The 17,074-nt window shown below is 70.5% G+C and carries 13 protein-coding genes and 2 pseudogenes; 8 read left to right on the top strand and 7 right to left on the bottom strand.

The features are described from left to right. Positions 1-69 precede the first annotated feature (69 nt). The 6 genes and pseudogenes from AC5P1B_RS11535 to AC5P1B_RS11510 all read right to left on the bottom strand — a co-directional run. A pseudogene (locus tag AC5P1B_RS11535) lies at positions 70-622 on the bottom strand (NADH-quinone oxidoreductase subunit J family protein); the annotation flags it as partial. Further along, positions 619-1,359 carry a NuoI/complex I 23 kDa subunit family protein gene (locus AC5P1B_RS11530; protein ID WP_493886726.1) on the bottom strand — a complete coding sequence of 247 codons (741 nt, stop codon included), beginning with the start codon at positions 1,357-1,359 and terminating at the stop codon, positions 619-621. The gene AC5P1B_RS11530 and the pseudogene AC5P1B_RS11535, both read right to left, overlap by 4 nt. Beyond that, a complete protein-coding gene (locus tag AC5P1B_RS11525; RefSeq protein ID WP_493886723.1) occupies positions 1,359-2,321 on the bottom strand; it encodes a complex I subunit 1/NuoH family protein in 963 nt (320 codons plus the stop codon). Before AC5P1B_RS11525 ends, AC5P1B_RS11530 begins: the two co-directional genes overlap by 1 nt. After that, complete coding sequence (locus AC5P1B_RS11520; RefSeq protein ID WP_493887005.1) at positions 2,318-3,868, bottom strand: NADH-quinone oxidoreductase subunit C; 1,551 nt, start codon at positions 3,866-3,868, stop codon at positions 2,318-2,320. The genes AC5P1B_RS11525 and AC5P1B_RS11520 overlap by 4 nt, the downstream gene beginning before the upstream one ends. Positions 3,869-4,290: 422 nt before the next feature. Beyond that, positions 4,291-4,974: an NADH-quinone oxidoreductase subunit B gene (locus AC5P1B_RS11515; RefSeq protein WP_493886722.1), complete on the bottom strand. Its 684-nt coding sequence runs from the start codon at positions 4,972-4,974 to the stop codon at positions 4,291-4,293. Further along, complete coding sequence (locus tag AC5P1B_RS11510; protein ID WP_493887004.1) at positions 4,965-5,384, bottom strand: NADH-quinone oxidoreductase subunit A; 420 nt, start codon at positions 5,382-5,384, stop codon at positions 4,965-4,967. The genes AC5P1B_RS11515 and AC5P1B_RS11510 overlap by 10 nt, the downstream gene beginning before the upstream one ends. Before the next feature lie 242 nt (positions 5,385-5,626). Here AC5P1B_RS11510 and AC5P1B_RS11505 point away from each other — a divergent pair, with 242 nt between their 5' ends. From AC5P1B_RS11505 to AC5P1B_RS11485, 5 genes are all read left to right on the top strand, one after another. Further along, positions 5,627-6,838 (top strand): sensor histidine kinase, encoded by a 1,212-nt coding sequence (locus AC5P1B_RS11505; RefSeq protein ID WP_493886720.1) that lies wholly within the window; start codon positions 5,627-5,629, stop codon positions 6,836-6,838. Positions 6,839-7,467: 629 nt separating this feature from the next. Then, positions 7,468-8,787: a sensor histidine kinase gene (locus tag AC5P1B_RS11500; protein ID WP_493886718.1), complete on the top strand. Its 1,320-nt coding sequence runs from the start codon at positions 7,468-7,470 to the stop codon at positions 8,785-8,787. A 275-nt stretch (positions 8,788-9,062) separates the two neighbouring features. Then, positions 9,063-9,722, top strand: a complete 660-nt coding sequence (locus AC5P1B_RS11495) for a response regulator (RefSeq protein WP_493887003.1) — start codon at positions 9,063-9,065, stop codon at positions 9,720-9,722. 303 nt (positions 9,723-10,025) lie between these two features. Beyond that, complete coding sequence (locus AC5P1B_RS11490; RefSeq protein ID WP_493886717.1) at positions 10,026-11,996, top strand: 2-oxoacid:acceptor oxidoreductase subunit alpha; 1,971 nt, start codon at positions 10,026-10,028, stop codon at positions 11,994-11,996. Further along, positions 11,989-13,089 (top strand): 2-oxoacid:ferredoxin oxidoreductase subunit beta, encoded by a 1,101-nt coding sequence (locus tag AC5P1B_RS11485; protein WP_493886716.1) that lies wholly within the window; start codon positions 11,989-11,991, stop codon positions 13,087-13,089. Before AC5P1B_RS11490 ends, AC5P1B_RS11485 begins: the two co-directional genes overlap by 8 nt. A gap of 385 nt (positions 13,090-13,474) precedes the next feature. Here AC5P1B_RS11485 and AC5P1B_RS11480 read toward each other — a convergent pair. Continuing rightward, a pseudogene (locus tag AC5P1B_RS11480) lies at positions 13,475-13,867 on the bottom strand (winged helix-turn-helix transcriptional regulator); the annotation flags it as partial. Positions 13,868-13,979: 112 nt separating this feature from the next. Here AC5P1B_RS11480 and AC5P1B_RS11475 point away from each other — a divergent pair. The 3 genes from AC5P1B_RS11475 (at position 13,980) to AC5P1B_RS11465 (ending at position 17,019) form a co-directional block, all read left to right on the top strand. Next, positions 13,980-14,852, top strand: coding sequence for an SDR family oxidoreductase (locus AC5P1B_RS11475; RefSeq protein WP_493886714.1), 873 nt, complete (start codon positions 13,980-13,982; stop codon positions 14,850-14,852). Between the two features lie 277 nt (positions 14,853-15,129). Further along, complete coding sequence (gene rarD, locus AC5P1B_RS11470) at positions 15,130-16,083, top strand: EamA family transporter RarD (RefSeq protein ID WP_493887002.1); 954 nt, start codon at positions 15,130-15,132, stop codon at positions 16,081-16,083. A 531-nt stretch (positions 16,084-16,614) separates the two neighbouring features. Next, complete coding sequence (locus AC5P1B_RS11465; protein ID WP_493886713.1) at positions 16,615-17,019, top strand: hypothetical protein; 405 nt, start codon at positions 16,615-16,617, stop codon at positions 17,017-17,019. Positions 17,020-17,074 lie beyond the last annotated feature (55 nt).

The raw sequence follows: 17,074 nt of genomic DNA, 5'->3' as shown, positions 1-17,074 counted from the left end.
CGGCCTTGCCACCGTTACTGCCGTTGCCGCCCACGGCGTCCTTGGTGCCCCCGCCCCTGCTGCCGTTGTCGTTCTTACGGGACAACACGATCGCGCCGACCAGCGCGGCGAGAAGAAGGACCGAGAGCGCCTCGAACGGCAGCACCCAGTGCCGGAAGAGGATCTCTCCCGAGACCCTGGTCGAGCCTTGTACGGCGCCGCCCTCGCCGCCCGGCGCCGACGCGTCCAGGTCGATCCCGGTGGACCGGAAGGCGTCGACGACGACCCATACGAGGGTGGCTGCCGCAGCGACAGCCACCGCGAGCGCGGCCCAGCGGTTGCCGGAATCCGCGTCCGGCGACCGTCCGATGGGCGCCCTGGTCAGCATCAGCCCGAAAAGGAGGAGGACGACGACAGAGCCGACGTAGATCAGCACCTGCACCCAGGCGATGAACTCAGCCGTGAGGAGGAGGTATTCGACCGCGAGCCCGCCAAGCGCCACCACCAGCCACAGGGCGGCGTGCACCAGTTGTTTGGTGGTGACCGTGAGGATGGCAGCGCCGAGCGTGGCGATGCCGACGAGGAGGAAGACGACCTCGACCCCGGTGGGTGACAGGAAGCCGCTTTCCGCAGCGGGCATCATGAGGGCGCTCCTTCACCGGAAGAGTCACCACGGTCGGCAGAGTCGCCCCCGGGAGCGGAGCTGCCCGGGCTCGCGGGGCCGCCTCGGCGCTGAGCGGGGCCTTGGCTCGGGGAGTCGTCGTGGCTCGGGGCTGCGTCTTCGGCCGGTTCGTCGCCTGACTGGTCCGGTTGCGCGGCGAGGGCAGCGGCCTCGGCCGCACGCGCCTCGGCGAGCTTGTCGGCGGTCTTGCGCGCGGCGGCGACCTCCTTCGGCTCCTCCGCGGCCGGGTCCAGCGCGGGCGGGGCCGGCACGGTCCACATCCAGTCGCGGAGCTTGTCCCGCTCGTGGGTCAGCTCACGGATGTCGGTCTCCGCGTACTCGAACTCCGGGGACCAGAACAACGCGTCGAAGGGGCACACCTCAATGCAGATACCGCAGTACATGCACAGTGAGAAGTCGATGGCGAAGCGGTCGAGCACGTTCTGACTGCGCTCGCGGCCACCCGGGGCCGCCGGAGGCACCGTCTCCTTGTGGGAGTCGATGTAGATGCACCAGTCAGGGCACTCGCGGGCGCAGAGCATGCAGACCGTGCAGTTCTCCTCGAACAGCCCGATCACGCCACGGCTGCGCGGCGGCAGCGCGGGCACCGCGTCCGGGTACTGCGCGGTGTGGGTCTTCTTGGTCATCGTGCGCAGGGTGACGGCCAGTCCCTTGGCCAGGCCCGAACCGGGCCACCCCGCCTTCTTTCCCGCGGCCATCAGGAGATCACCACCTTGACGACGCCGGTGAGGGCGATCTGAGCGAGAGCGAGCGGAATGAGAACGGTCCAGGCGACCTTCTGCAACTGGTCCTCACGCAGCCGCGGGTAGCTCACCCGCAGCCAGATCACGACGAAGGCGAGAGCCGCCGTCTTCAGCAGTGTCCACAGCCAGCCGAGTTCACCGGCGAACGGCCCATGCCAGCCCCCGAGGAAGAGGACGGTGGTCAACCCGCAGAGGACGACGATGCCCGCGTACTCGGCGAGCAGGAAGAGCGCGAAACGCAGCCCGGTGTACTCGGTGTACGCGCCGAAGATGATCTCGGAGTCGGCGACCGGGGCGTCGAACGGCGGCCGTTGCAGCTCGGCGAGTCCTGCGGTGAAGAACACCAGGCCACCCACGATCTGCCACGGCACCCACCACCACTCGAAGGCGTCGAGCATGCCGGGCAGCGAGACCGTGCCCGCGGCCATCGCGACGGAGGCGGCGGCGAGCAGCATCGGCAGCTCGTAAGCCATGAGCTGGGCGGCCGTACGGAGACCACCCAGGAGGGAGTACTTGTTGGCCGAGGCCCAGCCCGCCATGAGCGAGCCGAGGACTCCGACCCCCATCACGGCGAGGACGAAGAAGATGCCCGCGTCGATGACCTCACCGACGGCGTTGTCCGGGCCGATCGGGATCGCGACCAGCACAAGGAGGTAGGGAAGCAGCGCCACGGCAGGTGCCAGCTGGAAGATACGGCGGTCCGCTCCCGTCGGAACGACGTCTTCCTTCTGCGCGAACTTCACCCCGTCAGCGACGAGCTGAGCCCACCCGTGGAAGCCGCCCGCGTACATGGGCCCGAGGCGGCCCTGCATGTGGGCCATGACCTTGTGCTCCGTCTGGCCGATCACCAGAGGGAAGACAAGGAAGATCACGAAGATGCCGATGAGCCGCAGCGCGACTTCGAGGCTGTCGTTCACGCGTCGTCCCCTCCTGCCTTCGGCCCAGGTCCCTGCCCGCCCTCGGGCGTCTCCCCAGCGGCGGCGGAGTCCGTCGTACGGGCTGGCGAGGCCGACTCATCGGCTCCGGACTCCCGCTCGGACCCCGGCCCCGGCTCAGGCTTGGGCTGCTGCTCCGAGTCCGACTCCGGCTTCGGCGCGGGCCGGGGCTCGGACTGCCCCTCGGCCTCGGGCTTCGGCTCGGCCTTCGGCCCCGGCTCGGGGGTCACCTGAACGGGCTCGGCCTCGGGCTTCGGCTCGGGCTGCCGCTCGGGCTCGGCCTTCGGCTCCGATACGGGCTGCTGCGCGGGCTCAGCCTCGGGCTCAGGCTTCGGCTCGGCCTTCGGCCCTGGCTCAGGGGTCGCCGGGCGCGGGTTGTGCCACGGAGCGTCGGACGACGTCCGCTTGCGTGCGGCGGTCGTGCCCTCGGCGGCAGCCCGTTCTGCGGTCGTCCCGTCGGTGGCGGCCCGCTCAGCCGCTGCGCCCTCGGCGGCGGTCGCTTCGGGGGCCGTCCCAGCAGGGGTGGCCGCACCGGCGGCAGTCGCGCCCGCGGCGTCCGCGACACCGGCGCTCTCGCCAGCGGCCCCCGCAGCACCAGAACCCACAGCCCCAGCACCCGTGGCACTGGTGCCCGCGGCGTCGGCAGCAGGCGCAGCGGCTGCTCCCCTGGCCGAGGGGCCGGGGCCGGTCGCGGTGCGCTTCCGGGGTGCCTCTGGCTGCGCCGCCTCGGCCGGCGCCGCGGCCTCGGCCTGCTGGCTGGCCGAGCCCGCGCTGGCGGTGCGGGCACGTCGTACGGGACGGTCGCCCTTGGCGCCGGCTGCCGCACGGGCTCCGCGAGCCGGGCGGGCCGGGGCAGGCGGAAGCTGTCCCTTGAGCGGGCCCCACTCGTTGGGGTCGGGAACGCCGGGGGGCAGCATGGTGCGGCGCTTGGGGCCACCGTGGTCGGACTCCCCCGGTTCCTTCGCGCCAGGCCACGCCTTGGCGACCCGTGCCGCGAGAACGAAGTCCTTACGCAACGGGTGGCCCTCGAAGCCGTCGGGCAGCAGCAGCGGGGCGAGGTAGGGATGGCCGGTGAAGTCGACGCCGAACATCTCGTGCGTCTCGCGCTCATGCCAGCCGGCGCCCGCGTACACACCGGTAGCGGTCGGCAGTACCGGGGCGTCGTGCGGCACGGTCGTCCGTACCAGCAGGCGGCGCAGCCTGGACCCCGCGGAACCAGCGCCCCCGCCTCCGGCCGGTGCGACCGGTGTACCGGGTACGGCTTGCCCAGGTCCGGCTTGCCCGGATGCGGCTTGTCCGACAGCTTGTCGGGAAGAGGCCGGCTCCCCGGGCTCCGCCAGTGCCGACGGCTGCTCGGCCACCGGCGGTCCGGCGAGCGCGACGACGTGCGCGGCGACCCGGAAGCCCTCTCCCGGTTCGTCCACCGCGCTCAGCCAGTCGAAAAACGTGCAGCCCAGCGTGGTCCGGGCCGTCTCCAGCGCGGAGAGCCAGGACTCCGCCGGGACGTCGACGGTGAGCAGGCCGTACATCTCCGCGGCCGTCGCGCCCTCCCCGAACAGCTCAGCAGCGGGCCGTGGCAACCACCCCACCGGCGGCTCCACGACCGCGGTCCCGTCGCCGGACGGCTGATCACCGGACGGCTGGTCTCCAGCGGACGGCGCCGGGTTTCCAGCGGACTGGTCGCCAGCGGACGGGTCTCCAGTAGGCGGCGCGACCGCTTCAGCCGGTGCACCAGGCTCCCCAGCCGACGCGCCAGCGCCAGCGGACGGGTCTCCAGAAGGCGGCGTGGATCGTGTGCGCCGGGCAGCCGGTGTGGCCCCGGTACGCGGCGTGGACGGGCTGGACGGGCTGGACGGGGTGGGCGGCGTGGATCGCGCAGGCCGCGCGGGCTCGGCCGGCTCGCCGGGTGCCACGGGCTCGGCACCCTCAGCCGGTTCCTGGGGGGTGCTCATCAGGCGTCCTCCCCCGGCGCGCGGGGCGGCTCGGACGGCTGCGGCGGCTGGACCAGCCCGCTGCGCAGTGCGGCAGCTGAGGCGCCCGGCCCCGAAGGAGCAGCCGCAGGCACCGCGGGGCGGGCCTGGGCGGGTCCGTAGCGCTCGGACAGCGACTCGTGCGCGATCTTCTCCTGGAGCTTGATGATGCCCTGGAGCAGCGCCTCCGGGCGGGGCGGGCAGCCGGGCACGTAGACGTCGACGGGGATGATCTGGTCGACGCCCTTGGTCACCGCGTACGAGTCCCAGTACGGGCCGCCGCAGTTGGAGCAGGCGCCGAAGGAGATGACGTACTTCGGCTCGGGCATCTGCTCGTACAGGCGCTTCACGGCCGGGGCCATCTTGTCCGTGACCGTGCCGGAGACGATCATGAGGTCCGCCTGGCGCGGCCCCGGCGCGAAGGGGATCACGCCGAGCCGGATGAAGTCGTGGCGTGCCATCGAGGCGGCGATGAACTCGATGGCACAGCAGGCGAGGCCGAAGTTGAAGACCCACAGGCTGTACCGGCGGCCCCAGTTCAGGACGACCTTCATCGGTTCGGGGGCCAGCCGGGAGAGCACGCCGAGTTTGCCGCGGTCGTTGGCCGGCGGTGCCACCGTGGGCTCGGGGAGGTCCACGGGGTTCGTCCGGGGGGTCACGTCCATTCGAGGACGCCCTTCTTCCATGCGTACAACAGGCCTACGGTGAGAAATCCGAGGAAGACGAACATTTCCACCAGGGTGGTGCCGCCGAAGCCAGGTTCAGCGAAGACCGTCGCCCAGGGGAAGAGAAAGATCGAGTCAACCGCGAAGATCACGTAGAGGAAGGCATACACGTAGTAGCGGATCTGGGTGTGCGCCCAGCCCTCGCCCACCGGGTCCACGCCACATTCGTACGTCAGCATTTTTTCGCGTGTCGGGACCATGGGCCGCAGCAGTCGGCCGCCCACGAAGGCCACGGCGACGAAGAGGAGGCCGAGGACCATCAGCAGGCCGACGACCGAATAGCCGTCGAAGTAGTCGGCCGCGAGCTGGACGGGAGCGCTGGTCCTGGGCACGGTTGTCGCCTCCGGCACGTCCGTCACATTCGGCACGTACGACGCGTTCGGCACGTCCGCCCCTCGCTCCCTCTCCCACTGTCCCGCTTATCGCCGGTATTTGCCGGTTTTCGCCCTTCGACGATCCGTACGCACGGGAGTCTAGGCCCTGCGCGGACCCCGGTGACCAGCCTGTCCGCCGCGAAGTGGGGTTATCCCCAGTTCGTCGCACCGACTTCCCCCATGGTGTTTCGGGGACTCAACCCGGCAGTCTTAGGAGCATGACCGTCAGATCACCGGCCGAATCCCGTGCGAATGTGTTCGGCGCCACGTCCGCCGACACCGCCGAGGAGCAGCTGCCCAACCCCCCGGCCTTCGCCTTCCCCGCCCAGACCTGGCGCGAGATCGCGTATCTGCTCTCCAACCTGCCGGTCGGAATCGCCGCTTTTATCTATGTCTCGTTCTGGTTCTTCACGGGAGCCGGACTGTCGATCACGGTCATCGGCCTGCCCATGCTGGCGCTCGGCCTGATGGGCAGCCGGCTGATCGGCAAGTTCGAACGGGCCCGCGCCCGGGCGCTGCTCCGCTTGCGCGTCGACGAGCCGAGTCGCCTCAGGCACCGCCCGGGCGGCGGTTTCTTCCCCTGGCTGTGGACGAGCCTGAAGGACCCGGTGGGCTGGCGGCACACGCTCTACTGCCTCATCCGGCTGCCCTGGGACGTCGTCACCTTCGGCGTCACCTTGACCGGCCTGTTCGTCGCCTGGCCGGTCCTGCCTTGGGTCGTGCGAGGTCTGACGAACGTCGACCGGGCGATGGTGCGCGGCCTGCTGTCGCCGTCCGACGAGCTGGAACAGCGCATCGCCGAGCTCGAATCGGACCGGGGGGCGGTCGTCGACACCGCCGCCGCCGACCTGCGCCGCATCGAACGCGACCTGCACGACGGCGCCCAGGCCCGGCTCGTCGCCCTCGCCATGGGGCTCGGCCTGGCCAAGGAGAAGCTGCTGGAGGACCCGGACGCGGCGGCCAAGATGGTCGACGAGGCACACGGCGAAGTGAAGATCGCCCTCCAGGAGCTGCGCGACCTCGCCCGCGGCATCCACCCGGCCGTGCTGACCGACCGCGGCCTGGACGCCGCGCTGTCCTCCGTGGCCACCCGCTGCACCGTTCCGGTCAAGGTCTCGGTCGACTTCACGGAGCGCCCGGCGCCCGCCATCGAGGGCATCGCGTACTTCACCGTCTCCGAACTGCTGCAGAACGTCAGCAAGCACAGCCGCGCACGGACGGCGTCGGTGGAGCTGTGGCGTACGGAGACGCGACTGCTCATCCAGGTGCGGGACGACGGTCAGGGCGGCGCCGACACGAGCGGCGGGGGGCTGGCCGGTCTCGCCGAGCGCCTCGGCTCCGTCGACGGCTTGTTCCTCATCGACTCCCCGGTCGGCGGGCCCACAACGATCACCGCCGAGCTGCCCTGGCGCCACCGCACCAGCATGTGAGGCGCGCCCGGCCGACGTACGGACAGACCGGCCGTACGAACACACCGGCCACAACGGCCACGCCAGCCCTACGGGCCGCATAACGCCCAACCGCGCACGCCGTACGAGCCGTACGAGCTGCCGTACGGGCTGCGTACGAGCTGCCGTACGAGCCTGTCCGCTCGCCACCCACCGCGGCCCACGGGGCCATGCGGAGCCCTGCCGGGCGGCCCCGCCTGGCAGGGCAACCCGCACGTGACCGCCCGGCGCAAGCCCGGGGCAAGCCCGCGCGAGCAGGCCAGGGTGGCGCCAGCACGCCGTGCCAGGTAGGGAAAACCCCCTGCTCGAATGACCGACCGCCTCCATGGCCCGGCCGCGCCCCATCGGACAGCCTTGAGCTCACCAGAGGGCAAGCCCCTCATTCAGGCACCGGCAAACGCCGAGACGACGAGAACAACGAGGACAAACGAGAACAACGAGACGGCGAGAACAACGAGAAAAGCTGTCAAGCGCCCCCAGCACTCAGAGCACTCGCAGCACTCCAAGCGCACCCCAAGCGCACTTCAAGCACCAGACGCGAGGTGCCCGGCGGCACTCGCGACAACGTGAACGCCGCCCCGCGTGAACGAAGGACCGGAGGACGGACAAAGATGGCCACCGCATACGGAACTGAGCCCCGCGGCCGCTGGCTGCCTGTGGCACTGCGAGCCCCGGTTGAGGGCCGCACCTGGCGAGAGTTGCTGTACCTCCTCCTCAACCTGCCGGTCGCCGTCATCACGTTCACCTACGCGGTCACGATGTTCTCGCTCGGCGTCGGGTTGCTGGTCACCTTCCTCGGTGTGCCGGTCCTGGCCGCCATGCTCGCCGGGGCGCGGGGGCTCGGAGTCGTGGAACGCGGGCGGGCCCGCGCGCTGCTCCGCTGGAATGTCGAGAGCCCCAGCCCCGTACGCCTGCGTACGGACAAGCACGGGCTGATGGGCTGGATCGGGGCGATGCTCAAGGACGGCGCGTCCTGGCGGCACATGATCTACATGTTTCTGCTCCTGCCATGGTCGCTTGTCTCCTTCACCACGGCGGTGGTGATCTTTTCTTGCGGCTGGACCCTGCTGACGTATCCGTTGTGGCAGTGGACGTACCCGAAGTACGGCGACATGCCGGGCATGCAGCTCTGGGGGGACGGCTCGGGGAACAACTTCTACCTCGACACACCCTTCGAGATCGCCGCCGTCGCCACGACCGGCCTGCTGGTCGTCCTGGCGAGCCCGTGGCTGGTCCGGGGCATGACACACGTGGACCGGCTGATGGTGTCGGGCCTTCTCGGCCCCTCGCAGCTGGCGACCCGGGTCACCGAGCTGGAGACGGACCGGGGGACGGTCGTCGACACCGCCGCCGCCGATCTGCGCCGCATCGAACGCGACCTGCACGACGGGGCCCAGGCCCGGCTCGTCGCCCTCGCCATGGACCTCGGCCTCGCCAAGGAAAAGCTCACCGAGGACCCCGAAGCCGCGGCCAAGATGGTCGACGAGGCACACGGCGAAGTGAAGATCGCCCTCCAGGAGCTGCGCGACCTCGCCCGCGGCATCCACCCGGCGATCCTCACCGACCGCGGACTCGGCCCGGCGCTCTCCGCCCTGGCGGCGCGCTGCACCGTTCCGGTCAAGGTCATCGTGGACCTCACCGAGCGCCCGGCGCCCGCCATCGAGGGCATCGCCTATTTCACCGTCTCCGAGCTGCTGCAGAACATCAGCAAGCACAGCCGCGCGCGGACAGCGGGTGTCGATGTCTGGCGCGCCGACAACCGGCTGATGCTCCAGGTCACCGATGACGGCCAGGGAGGCGCGGGGACAGGGGCCGGCACCGGCCTCGCCGGTCTCGCGGAGCGGCTGGACGCGGTGGACGGGCTGCTCGTGGTCTACTCCCCGGCCGGTGGACCCACCGCGATCACGGCCGAGCTGCCCTGGCGCCGCTGACGCGCCCCGCCGCGCCCCCTGAAGCGCCGTGGCTGCCCCGTACGCCCGTCGGCCGTGCCGCTGCCGCCCCACCCCTGCCGCGTGCGCCGGCGCCCCTTGGCCACGTCTGCCGCGCCCCTGCCCGCCCCCTCCCCCGCGCGCCACGCGTCCCTCGGCAGGAATCCAGCCCCCTAGATATCGGCAAACGGCACCGGAGCACACCGCTCCGCTGCCGTTTGCTGAGATGCTGTGACGGACGTGTCGTTGCCGGGGGGCTCAAGTGTGTGGAGGACAGGGTGCGGGTGGTCATCGCCGAGGACTCAGTGCTGCTTCGGGAGGGCCTGACCCGGCTGCTGACCGACCGCGGCCATGAGGTTGTCGCCGGGGTGGGCGACGCGGAAGCCCTGCTCAAGTCGGTCGCGGAGCTGGCCGCCGAGGGCAGGCTGCCGGATGTGGTGGTCGCTGACGTACGGATGCCTCCCACGCACACCGACGAGGGCGTACGGGCGGCTGTGCGACTGCGGCGCGATCACCCGGACCTGGGCGTGCTGGTGCTGTCGCAGTACGTGGAGGAGCAGTACGCGACCGAGCTGCTGGCCGGAAGCAGCCGGGGCGTCGGCTATCTCCTGAAGGACCGGGTAGCCGAAGTGCGTGAATTCGTGGACGCGGTGGTCCGGGTCGCCGAGGGCGGAACCGCCCTCGACCCCGAGGTTGTCGCGCAGCTGCTGGGCCGCAGCCGGAAACAGGATGTGCTGGCCGGGCTCACGCCTCGCGAGCGGGAGGTCCTAGGTCTTATGGCCGAGGGACGCACGAATTCCGCTATCGCGCGCCAGCTGGTGGTGAGTGATGGCGCGGTGGAAAAACACGTCAGCAACATTTTCCTGAAACTGGGCCTGTCGCCGAGCGATGGGGACCACCGGCGCGTACTCGCCGTGCTCACGCACCTCAAGTCCTGACACCCGGCAGCCAGCCGCGTTCGTACGGGAATGGGGGGCCACCGGCGCGAGCGAGTCGTACAACGAAAGACCGTGACGGGGAGCTTTACGCGAGAGAGGGCGCGAGGGGGCGGGCAAACTATGGCAAACCGCGCCATAGGAGTGGCATGCGCCACCGTCCACGATGTGATCTGCCCCGAAAAGGCGACCCTTACCCACGTACGATGGATAAGGGACAACGATTGGCAACGCCCGGGGCCCGGGGGGTGACTCCCGGCGCAACCAGCCCGTCGCGAGCCGCCGCCTCGAAGGAGGTCCGAAGCAGTGACCAGCCAGGTCAGTAGCACGGCCAAGCAGGCCGACGATGCCGAGCAGGCCGAATCCGCTGAGACACAGGACGAGCCAGCGCTCGTCGGGGGCCAGCGGAAGCACGGCGAAGACAAGGAAGTCCGTCAGCTGGACCGGGTCATTATCCGTTTTGCGGGTGATTCGGGTGATGGCATGCAGTTGACGGGTGACCGGTTTACTTCGGAGACGGCGTCATTCGGGAATGATTTGTCGACGTTGCCGAATTTCCCGGCGGAGATCAGGGCTCCCGCAGGAACGCTGCCGGGAGTCTCCTCGTTCCAGTTGCATTTCGCTGACCACGACATTCTCACGCCGGGTGACGCCCCCGATGTGCTGGTCGCGATGAATCCCGCGGCGTTGAAAGCCAACATCGCCGATGTCCCGCACGGCGCGCTGATCATCGTGAACACCGACGAGTTCACCAAACGCCCGATGGCGAAGGTCGGCTATACGACCAGCCCCCTGGATGACGACTCCCTCCGGGCCTTCCACGTCCATCCCGTCCCGCTGACCACGCTGACGGTCGAGGCGCTGAAGGAATTCGGGCTGACCCGCAAGGAATCCGAGCGCAGCAAGAACATGTTCGCGCTGGGCCTGCTGTCGTGGATGTACCACCGGCCGACCGAGGGCACCGAAGCGTTCCTGCGGAAGAAGTTCGCGAAGAAACCCCAGCTCGCCGAGGCGAATGTGGCCGCGTTCCGGGCGGGCTGGAACTACGGGGAGACCACGGAGGACTTCGCCGTCTCCTACGAGGTCGCCCCGGCCTCCGCCGCGTTCAGCCCCGGCACCTACCGCAACATCTCCGGGAACCTGGCCCTGTCCTACGGGCTGGTCGCCGCCTCCGTCCAGGCCGACCTGCCCCTGTATCTGGGCTCCTACCCGATCACCCCGGCCTCCGACATCCTCCACGAGCTGTCGAAGCACAAGAACTTCGGTGTGCGCACCTTCCAGGCCGAGGACGAGATCGCCGGGATCGGTGCCGCCCTCGGCGCCGCGTTCGGCGGCTCCCTGGGCGTGACGACCACCTCCGGTCCTGGGGTGGCCCTGAAGTCGGAGACGATCGGTCTCGCGGTCTCCCTCGAACTGCCTTTGCTGGTCATCGACATCCAGCGCGGCGGGCCCTCCACAGGGCTGCCGACCAAGACCGAGCAGGCCGACCTCCTGCAAGCCATGTACGGGCGCAACGGCGAGGCCCCGGTCCCCATCGTGGCCCCGGCGACACCGGCGGACTGCTTCACCGCCGCCCTGGAAGCCGCCCGCATCGCCCTGACGTACCGCACCCCGGTCTTCCTGCTCTCCGACGGCTACCTCGCCAACGGCTCCGAACCCTGGCGGGTCCCCGACCCCGCACACCTGCCCGACCTGCGGGTGCGCTTCGCGTCGGGCCCCAACCACCAGCTCCCCGACGGCACCGAGGTCTTCTGGCCCTACAAGCGGGACCCGCAGACCCTGGCGCGGCCGTGGGCGGTGCCGGGCACCCCGGGACTGGAGCACCGCATCGGCGGGATCGAGAAACAGGACGGCACGGGCAACATCTCCTACGACCCGGCCAACCACGAGCACATGGTCCGCACCCGCCAGGCCAAGATCGACCAGATCACCGTCCCCGACCTCACCGCCGACGACCCCTCCGGCAGTGCCCGGACCCTGGTCCTGGGCTGGGGCTCGACCTACGGGCCGATCGCGGCCGCCGTACGCCGCCTGCGCGCCGAGGGGCTGTCCATCGCCCACGCGCACCTGCGCCACCTCAACCCCTTCCCCGCGAACACCGGCCGACTCCTCGGGGCGTACGAGAAGGTGGTGGTGCCGGAGATGAACCTGGGCCAGCTCGCCACCCTCATCCGCGCGAAATACGCCATCGACGCCCGCTCCCACACTCAGGTCAACGGCATGCCCTTCAAAGCCGAAGACCTCGCCCAGGCCCTGAAGGAGACCATCGATGACTGACACGGCCACCCACCAGCCCGGCCCCAGCCGCCTGCCGGCCCTGGCCCTGGTTCCCAAGGCCGAGGGCAAGCAGTCGATGAAGGACTTCAAGTCCGACCAGGAAGTCCGCTGGTGCCCCGGCTGCGGGGACTACGCCGTCCTGGCCGCCGTCCAGGGCTTCATGCCCGAACTCGGCCTCGCCCGAGAGAACATCGTCTTCGTCTCCGGCATCGGCTGCTCCTCCCGCTTCCCGTACTACATGAACACCTACGGGATGCACTCCATCCACGGCCGTGCCCCCGCCATCGCCACCGGCCTGGCGACCTCCCGCCGCGACCTGAGCGTCTGGGTGGTCACGGGCGACGGCGACGCCCTGTCCATCGGCGGCAACCACCTCATCCACGCTCTGCGCCGCAACGTGAACCTGAAGATCCTGTTGTTCAACAACCGCATCTACGGGCTCACGAAAGGCCAGTACTCCCCGACCTCCGAAGTCGGGAAGATCACCAAGTCGACGCCGATGGGCTCCCTGGACGCCCCGTTCAACCCCATCAGCCTGGCGATCGGCGCCGAAGCCTCCTTCGTCGCCCGCACCATCGACTCCGACCGTCAGCACCTGACCTCGGTCCTGCGTCAGGCCGCCGCCCACCCCGGCACCGCCCTGGTGGAGATCTACCAGAACTGCAACATCTTCAACGACGGCGCCTTCGAAGCCCTCAAGGACAAGACCCAGGCCCAGGAAGCGGTCATCCGCCTCGAACACGGCCGGCCCATCCGCTTCGGCGCCCCCACCGCCGACGGCGTCGGCTCCAAGGGCGTGACCCGCGACCCCGCCACCGGCGACCTGCGCGTCATCGAGGTCACCGAGGACAACGAAGCCGGCGTCCTGATCCACGACGCCCACGCGGCCTCGCCCACCACCGCCTTCGCCCTCTCGCGCCTGGCCGACCCCGACACCCTCCACCAAACGCCCATCGGCGTCCTGCGCAGCGTCGAGCGCCCCGTCTACGACGAGCAGATGAGCGACCAGCTCGACCACGCCATCACCCAGCAGGGCAAGGGCGACCTCACCACCCTCCTCCACGGCAACGACACCTGGACCATCCCCAGCTGACACACCAGAGCTGACACACCAGCTGTCCGGACCGCCGGCGACCCACGCGCCGGCGGTCGGCTGTGGACCCTCGGCCATGGCCCCTCGGCCGCAGCGCCGAAGCCCGGTGTGACGGCCCACGACGCGGCGGCCCGGACCTGAGAACCTCAGGCCCGGGCCGCGTCGCCGCCGGTGCCGAACGGTTGCCGCCGCTGACGCCGAAGTGGCCGCCGAGAGGCTCACCGGGGGCGGCTCACCTTGTGGTGCCGCGCCCCGCGCCGGTCGCCACCGCGCCGGTCCTGCCCGCACCGCCGCCGGACGCGTCAGCCTTCCCCGTACCGGTCCGCGCCGCCCGTGCCTTCCCGGCCTGGGTCTGCCCCGCTCCGGCCCGTTCCACCGCCGCTGTTCCCGCCGCGGCCTTCTCCGCGTCGTACCGTTCGCGCGAGGCCATCACCTGGGCCATCCGCTTCTCCGTCCAGCGCGCCAGCTCCCACACCTGACGGCCGGCCTCCTCGCCGAGCGCGGTCAGCGAGTACTCCACATGCGGCGGGATCACCGGATACACCTCACGGTGTACGAAACCGTCGCGCTCCAGTGTCTGCAGCGTCTGGGCGAGCATCTTCTCGCTGACGCCGCCGACCCGGCGGCGCAGTTCGCTGAAGCGGTACGTGCGCTCAAGCAGCGCCGCGAGCACGAGCACACCCCAGCGGCTGGTGACGTGCTCAAGCACCGCCCGTGACGGGCACATCGGCACGTTCACGTCGGGCACGCCCAGCGGGCCGCCATTGCCGTCCTGCATGTTCACCACCACTTCCCTGAAGGTCGGTACCTTACTTCAAAGTGGGTACTTTCGATAAGTAAGTTACCGAAATAGAGTGGCTCCGCACCTCACCGAACAAGGAGAACCAGACATGATCGTCGTCACCGGAGCCACCGGCCGGCTCGGCCGCCACGTCATCGACGGCCTGCTGGAAAAGGTCGCCGCAGGGCAGCTCCCCAGTGGCCGGACAGCCGCCGTCGTACGCGATGCGGACAAGGCCGCCGACCTCGCGGAACGCGGCGTCGAGCTGCGCGTAGCCGACTACAGCCAGCCGCACACGCTGGAGGGCGCGTTCCACGCGGGCGACAAGGTGCTGCTGATCTCCGGCAACGAGGTGGGTCAGCGGGTGCCGCAGCACCAGGCTGTCATCGACGCCGCCAAGGCGGCCGGTGTCGCGCTGCTCGCGTACACCGGAGTGCTGGGCGGACCAGACGCCGATTTCCTGCTCGCCGACGAGCACAAGGCGACCGAGCGGGCGATTGTCGACTCCGGGCTGCCGTACACCTTCCTGCGCAACGGCTGGTACCACGAGAACTACACCGAGCACCTGGCCCCTGTCCTTGAGCACGGAGCCGTCATCAGCAGCGCGGGCCAGGGGCGGATCGCCTCCGCCGCCCGCGCCGACTTCGCGGCCGCGGCCGTGGCCGTCCTCACCGGCGAGGGCCATGAGGGAGCCGCGTACGAGCTGAGCGGCGATGTCGCCTGGAGCCTCGACGCGTACGCGGCCGAGGTCGCCGCCCAGTCCGGCAAGCCGGTCGTCCACTCCTCCGTGCCCGCCGCGCGGCATCAGCAGATCCTGGTGGGCGCGGGCGTACCGGAGTCGTTCGCGGCGATCCTCGTCGATGTCGACGCCGCCGTCGAGCGCGGGCTGCTGGCGGGCACCTCCGGGGACCTCAGCCACCTCATCGGCCGCCCCACCACGCCCGTCTCCGAAGCCATCGCGGCGGCGCTGAAACCCCTCTGACCTGATGCGGAGGCCGGGTGCGCGGATTCCCCCCGGGCCTGCGGGCGCACCGCGGCGGCGCGAGGGAGCCGGTGGGCGGGCCGGGAGCCGGTGAACGGCCCGGCGAGTCCGGCAGGGCGGCCGACGCTCCGCCTGTCATGACCGTATCGCGGAACGCGAATGACAGGCGGGCATGGGCGGCGCTACCGTCGACGCATCACCGCTGGATCGGGGGGAAGCGTTGGACTCGCCCAATGAGAAGCGCACGGGCCTTGCTTTTGGCTTCGCCGCCTACGGGATGTGGGGACTCTTCCCGCTCTACTGGCCGCTTCTCGAACCCACCGGTGCCGTCGAGATCCTTGCCCACCGCATGGTGTGGTCGCTGGTCGCCATCGTGCTCATCCTGGCCGTCATGCGCCGCTGGGCGTGGATACGGCCGCTGCTGCGGCAGCCCAAACGGCTCGGCCTCATCGCCGTCGCCACGGCCGTCATCTCCGTCAACTGGGGCGTCTACATCTGGGGTGTGAACTCCGGCCACATCGTCGAGACGGCTCTTGGCTACTTCATCAACCCGCTGGTCAGCATTGGCTTCGGAGTCCTGCTGCTGCGGGAACGGCTGCGCCCCGTGCAGTGGGTGGCGGTCGGGGTCGGTGTCGTCGCGGTGATCGTGCTGGCCATCGGCTACGGCAAGCTGCCGTGGATCGCGCTCACCCTGGCCTTCTCCTTCGGGACATACGGCCTGATCAAGAAGCACGTCGGGCTGGGCGGTCTTGAGTCGCTCGCGGCCGAGACCGGAATGCAGTTCGTGCCCGCGCTCGGCTTTCTGGTCTTTCTCGGCGCGCGCGGCGACAGTACGTTCACGACCGACGGCGCCGGCCACGCGCTGCTGCTCGCGGGCTGCGGTTTCATCACCGCGCTGCCGCTGATCTGCTTCGGCGCGTCGGCCGTACGGCTGCCGCTGTCGATGATCGGGATGCTGCAGTACATCGCGCCGACCTTCCAGTTCGCCCTTGGGCTCGTCGTCTTCCACGAGGAGATGCCGCCGGAGCGGTGGGCGGGCTTCACTCTCGTATGGCTCGCCCTGGCCCTGCTGACCTGGGACGCGCTACGCACCGCGAACAAGTCCCGCACCGCGCTGCGGGCAGCGGCACAACGGGCCGACGAGGCGGCGGCCGTCCTCACGACGGCAGCGCCGGGGCCGGTTCCCGCGGCGCCCGCGGACGGCACGGGGGCCGGCTCCGCACCCCGCTGACGCACCTCTGGTGTGCGCGGGCCGCGGGGCTTGGCGGGACCTGATCGCCGTCCGGCATCCCGAAGACACAGTCGACGAGATGAGCGGCGCGGGCCTCGGCCGCCGCGCCTCCTCCAAGGCGTCGCAGAGGTAAAGACCGGAAAGAACCGGCCGCCCGTGATCCGCACACCGCGCCGGAGCAGCGCGGCGCTGAAGTGGCACGGCCGGAGGAGAACGGGGGCGGCGGCGCACCACCGGGTGGCCGGGTTCGGGCACGGAGTGGGCCGTCGTGACCGACCGGGGGGCAAGGAATTCCGTGTGCGCCGACCGCCCCTGAGCCCACTCCACGCGACTCCTGACGCGGCTCCGGCACCAGCGCCCGGGACAACCTCTGGGCTCCCTCAAATCAGGATTTGATCGCCCCCTGGGCGGAATGATCGTGGCGACGGCATTCGAAGGGGGCAGTCGATGAAGAGCGTCCTCACGTCACGAATGAAGACGGCGGCATTGGCGGGCGTAGCTGCCGCGCTCCTCATCGCAGGGGCAGCCAGCGTGAGTTCAGGCGGGGAAACGGGTTCCGGGTCCGCAAAGGAGAAGCGCGAGCAAACGCTGGTCGAGGAGGCGGCCGAGAGCCTTCCGCGTCTCGCGATGGACGGGACGCACCTCCTGGATGGCAGCGGCCGCGCCTCACAGCGCACCCGCGCCGCCGTCGATGGCGTGGTCACGCCCGGCCAGCAAGTCGTCGTCGAGACCATCTGCCTGGGTTCGGGCACGGTGAACGTCACCGCGTCGGCGGGAGGCGTCCAGGAGACCCGCGAAACCCCCTGTACGGAGCGCGCCACGCAGCGGACGCTTCTGCACCTCACGGCGCGCGACGCCGGCTCCGTGCGCGTGATGGTCTCGCCCGGCAAGGGCGCCACGGGCGGCGTCGCCTTCCTCGCCCGGCTGCCCGCCTGAGCCCCAGAGGTCGATATCCGGCGCGCGGTGTCCGGTTTCCATCTTGACTGCGACA

It is taken from the genome of Streptomyces sp. A01, assembly GCF_059026195.1.
The sequence above is the reverse complement of the archived record's forward strand: the minus strand, read 5'-3'. Positions and strand labels throughout refer to the sequence as shown.

Coding starts and splice junctions, on each gene's coding strand:
- AC5P1B_RS11530 (WP_493886726.1), bottom strand. CDS start 1,359: ATGGCCGCGGGAAAGAAGGCGGGGTGGCCCGGTTCGGGCCTGGCCAAG.
- AC5P1B_RS11520 (WP_493887005.1), bottom strand. CDS start 3,868: ATGTACGGCCTGCTCACCGTCGACGTCCCGGCGGAGTCCTGGCTCTCC.
- AC5P1B_RS11515 (WP_493886722.1), bottom strand. CDS start 4,974: ATGGACGTGACCCCCCGGACGAACCCCGTGGACCTCCCCGAGCCCACG.
- AC5P1B_RS11505 (WP_493886720.1), top strand. CDS start 5,627: ATGACCGTCAGATCACCGGCCGAATCCCGTGCGAATGTGTTCGGCGCC.
- AC5P1B_RS11500 (WP_493886718.1), top strand. CDS start 7,468: ATGGCCACCGCATACGGAACTGAGCCCCGCGGCCGCTGGCTGCCTGTG.
- AC5P1B_RS11485 (WP_493886716.1), top strand. CDS start 11,989: ATGACTGACACGGCCACCCACCAGCCCGGCCCCAGCCGCCTGCCGGCC.
- AC5P1B_RS11475 (WP_493886714.1), top strand. CDS start 13,980: ATGATCGTCGTCACCGGAGCCACCGGCCGGCTCGGCCGCCACGTCATC.
- rarD (WP_493887002.1), top strand. CDS start 15,130: ATGTGGGGACTCTTCCCGCTCTACTGGCCGCTTCTCGAACCCACCGGT.